The sequence below is a fragment of the Micrococcus sp. LASM2_SD2 genome, assembly GCF_057364565.1.
Genome location: NZ_JBNFOB010000274.1, coordinates 1 through 2,779 on the forward strand (window position 1 = coordinate 1; position 2,779 = coordinate 2,779).

At 74.9% G+C, this 2,779-nt stretch carries 4 protein-coding genes; 2 read left to right on the forward strand and 2 right to left on the reverse strand.

Going from position 1 to position 2,779, the window contains the following annotated elements; translation table 11 throughout:
* Positions 1-82 precede the first annotated feature (82 nt).
* Positions 83-532 (reverse strand): hypothetical protein, encoded by a 450-nt coding sequence (locus tag AC2W7A_RS11295; RefSeq protein ID WP_485991436.1) that lies wholly within the window; start codon positions 530-532, stop codon positions 83-85.
* Positions 481-1,011, reverse strand: a complete 531-nt coding sequence (locus AC2W7A_RS11300; protein ID WP_485991437.1) for a hypothetical protein — start codon at positions 1,009-1,011, stop codon at positions 481-483. The genes AC2W7A_RS11295 and AC2W7A_RS11300 overlap by 52 nt, the downstream gene beginning before the upstream one ends.
* A 127-nt stretch (positions 1,012-1,138) precedes the next feature.
* Here AC2W7A_RS11300 and AC2W7A_RS11305 point away from each other — a divergent pair, with 127 nt between their 5' ends.
* The gene (locus tag AC2W7A_RS11305) at positions 1,139-1,750 is read left to right on the forward strand and encodes a hypothetical protein (RefSeq protein WP_485991438.1); all 612 of its coding nucleotides are present in this window, start codon (positions 1,139-1,141) and stop codon (positions 1,748-1,750) included.
* A gap of 166 nt (positions 1,751-1,916) precedes the next feature.
* Positions 1,917-2,779, forward strand: an 863-nt coding sequence (locus AC2W7A_RS11310) for an o-succinylbenzoate synthase (protein WP_485991439.1), incomplete at its 3' end; no start/stop codon positions are given.

Consider the following 2,779-nt stretch of genomic DNA (forward strand, 5'->3'; position numbering starts at 1 on the left):
GCGGGGAGGTGCGGGGCCGTCGTCGGGAAGGACACTGGTGCGGGGCTGGGAGGCGAGGAGCCGTCGTCGGGGGCGGACGGGCTCAGATGGCGCGACGCTGCGGGTGCGGGTCCCGGCGGGCGCGGCGACGTTGCCAGCGGCGCTCGAGGCGCAGGAGGGTGACGAGCACGGCCCAGGCGAGTGGGGCCGGGGTCACCGAGATGACCACGCCCGCGGTGAGGGCTATGGACCCGGGGGTGAGGCCGGCGTCGGCGGCGGAGACCGCCATGCCCAGCAGGGCGGCCGAGGCCGCGACGCCGAGGATGCCGGCCGTCCAGAGCAGCAGCTCCGGTGCGCTGGGAGCGAGGGAACTCCTGCGGTCCACCTCGTCCTGGCGCTGCACGAACGGGGCGGCGAGGAATCCCCAGCCGGCGGCCACGGTGACGGCCGCGACCATGTCCGAGGGCCGGTGCCAGGCCTCCAGGAACGCGGCGGAGGAGATCACTGCGGTGAGCACGGCGCCGGCCAGGGCGGCCGTCGGACGCCAGCGCACGGGCGCCGTGAGGAGGAGGACGACGGCGGCCGTGGCGCGAGGGTCGCGTGGCCGGAGGGCAGGGAGTTGCCGACCACGTAGGGGACCCCGTTGTCGAAGAAGGGACGGTCCAGGGTGCGCTTGAGCAGCTGGGTGGTGACGTTCGCCCCCACGGCCGCCACCACCACGGCCGCCGCCGACTGCCAGTGCCGCCGGGCCAGCTGGACCACCACGCCCAGGGCGGCGCAGGCCAGGGCGACCAGCGGGGCGTACTTCAGGGCCGTGGTGGCGGGGGAGGGGCCGAACGCGTCACCCGGCACCGGCTCCACCGCCTGGAAGGCGCGGTACTCGAGGACCTGGCCGGTGCTCGAGCCCACGAACCCCTGGAACACCGCCACCACCGTCAGGGCGCACAGGAGCGCTCCGAGCACCCACAGCCACCAGCGGGTGGGGCGCGGGCCGGTCGGAGCCGTTGCGGACTCGAACGGAGCGGGATGCACCCCACCATGATGGCGGTCCGGGCTGGGAATCGTCCGTGGCACACGCCACCTGCCCTTCACGGAATGCTCACCGGCACGTCCCCTCCAGGTGGGGGAAGGGTTGGTTCGCGCATGTGAGCCTGGCGGTATGCAGCCCGCCGCCTCTGCCGCCGCACCCACGTCCGCCGCCCTCGCCGCAGCCCGGAAGGCCATGGCCCTGCACGGGCCCGTGTTCCGGCAGGAGCCCATCGAGTGGGGCTCCGAGGAGCCGCTCGCCCCCGCACTCGCCGAGTTCTACCGGAGGGTGGGGCCCGGGTGGGTGGAGGTGGACACCCTCGGACTGCCGTTCCTGTTCTTCCCGCTCGAGCGCCTCTGGGACGAGCAGGCCGGCTTCCGCTGGTCCCGGCGCACCGGGGCACGCCTGGTGGACTGGAACGAGGACTGGACCGTGATCGCCCTGCAGGGCGGCGACCCGTTCATCCACGAGGCCTCCACCGGTGCGGTGCTCATGGCCGGTGAGGAGGGCTGGGAGGACCGCCTGGACGAACCCGAGGCGGTGTTCCGGGACCTGGCCGAGATGACGCTGGCGCTGTGCGCGGTCGGCGGCATGTGGGCCGGGTTCGACGACCCCTTCACCGAGGACTGGCGGCTCACCGAGGACGTACTGACCGCCGTGGTCCGTGCGCTGGAGCCGGTGCTCGGCGGACACGAGCGCACCGTGGCGGTCGCCCGGCGCCTCGGGTACCTCGGGGCACGGTGACGACGCGCTGACGGCCGACTCCGGGGGCGCTGTCGGTGCCCCGCTTCCGGCCGGGCACCGGGGACGTCCCTGCCGCCCGACGACGGCCTGACCTTGGGGAGCGCCTGCCGCGCGCTGACGGCCGGACCCTGGGGCGTCCCTGCGTCCCGTTCCTAGACTGGACGGCATGAGCGCCGCAACCGTCTTGCCCCCGCTGCCCGGAGCCCCGGGTGGTCCGCACCTGCCGACCGTGGAGGAGCTGCTCGATCACACGGTGGCGGTGTCCCTGCCCATGACCGTGCGGTTCCGCGGGACGACCCGCCGGGAGGCCCTGCTGCTGCGCGGTCCGGCCGGCTGGGCGGAGTTCTCCCCGTTCCCCGAGTACGGGGACCAGGAGTCCTCGAGGTGGCTGGCTGCGGCGATCGAGGCCGGCTGGCAGGGATGGCCCGAGGCGGTGCGGGACGCGGTGCCCGTGAACGCGACCGTCCCGGCGGTGGAGGCATCCGACGTGGAGGCCGTGCTGGCGAGGTACGGAGACGGGATCGCCGCGGTGAAGGTGAAGGTCGCCGAGCACAGCCCGGGCGGGGGACTGATGCCCGGGTCCCACAGCGCGGACCTGGCCCGGGTGCGGCACGTGCGCGAACTGCTGCCGGAGGCCGCCGTGCGCGTGGACGCGAACATGGGATGGACGCCGGAGCAGGCCGTGGAGATGCTCGCCGAACTCGCGGACGTGCGGCTGGAGTACGCCGAGCAGCCCGTGCCGGGGATCGAGCAGCTGGCCCGGGTGCGGCGGGACCTCAGGGAGCGCGGGGTGGACACGAGGATCGCCGCAGACGAGGCGGTGCGCAAGGAGACCGACCCGCTCGCGGTGGCCGCAGCCGGGGCCGCGGACCTGATCGTGGTGAAGGTGCAGCCGCTCGGTGGAGTGCGCCGGGCCGCGGCGATCGTGCAGGCGGCGGGACTGGATGCGGTGGTCTCCAGCGCGTTGGACACCTCCGTGGGCCTGGCCGGGGGAGCCGCGCTGGCCGCCACCTGCCGCGCTCCGTTCGC

Bases quoted from the DNA above. Each gene is read 5' to 3' on its own strand.
- AC2W7A_RS11305 (WP_485991438.1), top strand. From the start codon at position 1,139: ATGCAGCCCGCCGCCTCTGCCGCCGCACCCACGTCCGCCGCCCTCGCC.